We start from the raw sequence: 872 nt of genomic DNA on the forward strand, positions 1-872 counted from the left end.
ATTGCCTGTGGTCGAGTCATTGGAAGAGGCTTAAATCGAGTCTATAGCTTTATCAAAAATTATTTAGATGTTAGGCGTGATCTGCGTGCTCAGCGAAAGTTGGAGCAGGATATTATCCGCAGACAACAAGAGCGCGAAGCCAAACACGAGGCCTTGAAAGAACCGGTTAAGACATTGTCTGAGTCGAAGGCGAGCGTCGAGAAAGTGAAAGAGAAAAGTGCTCCTGCGCTTAAAAAGGTCTTAGGTTTAGCTAAGAAAGCACCGACAGAGACTGAAACTCAGGAAAAAGTCGAACCAAAAGTTTCGCCAAGCACTGATACCGTTGTGATTCAGCAAAAGAAAAAGTCTGCGGCTGAGGCAGAATCAGATGGTAAGTCTATTAAAATTTCTCCGTTTGTTAAGAAGAGCAAACAAGGCAAGCGCCTCGAAGAAGAGCAACAGGGTAGTTTGTTTATTGGACAAGAGTCTGCTTTACCCTCATTAACGCTTTTAGACCCTCCTGAGAAAAACAAAAAGGTAGGGTATTCGCCCGCAGACCTTGAAAGCATGTCGCGCTTGCTTGAAGTGAAACTAGCTGATTTTGGGGTGAGTGCAGAGGTTGTCGAAGTTAACCCCGGCCCTGTAATTACACGTTTTGAAATTCAACCCGCGCCTGGCGTGAAGGTGAGTAAGATTAGTAATCTTGCGAAAGACCTTGCGCGTTCATTGGCAGTAATGAGTGTTCGTGTTGTCGAGGTTATACCTGGGAAGTCAGTGATCGGGATTGAGATACCGAACGAGCATCGTGAGATCGTTCGATTTAGTGAAGTATTGAGTTCTAAAGATTACGATGATGCCGCGTCTCCGCTAAGTTTAGGGCTAGGCAACGATAT

General features: G+C 45.3%; 1 protein-coding gene. It reads left to right on the top strand.

Annotation, left to right across the window (positions count from 1 at the left end; genetic code table 11):
* Positions 1–872, top strand: an 872-nt coding sequence (locus A3738_RS31730; RefSeq protein ID WP_304440142.1) for a DNA translocase FtsK, incomplete at both ends; no start/stop codon positions are given.

This window comes from Oleiphilus sp. HI0066, assembly GCF_001635725.1.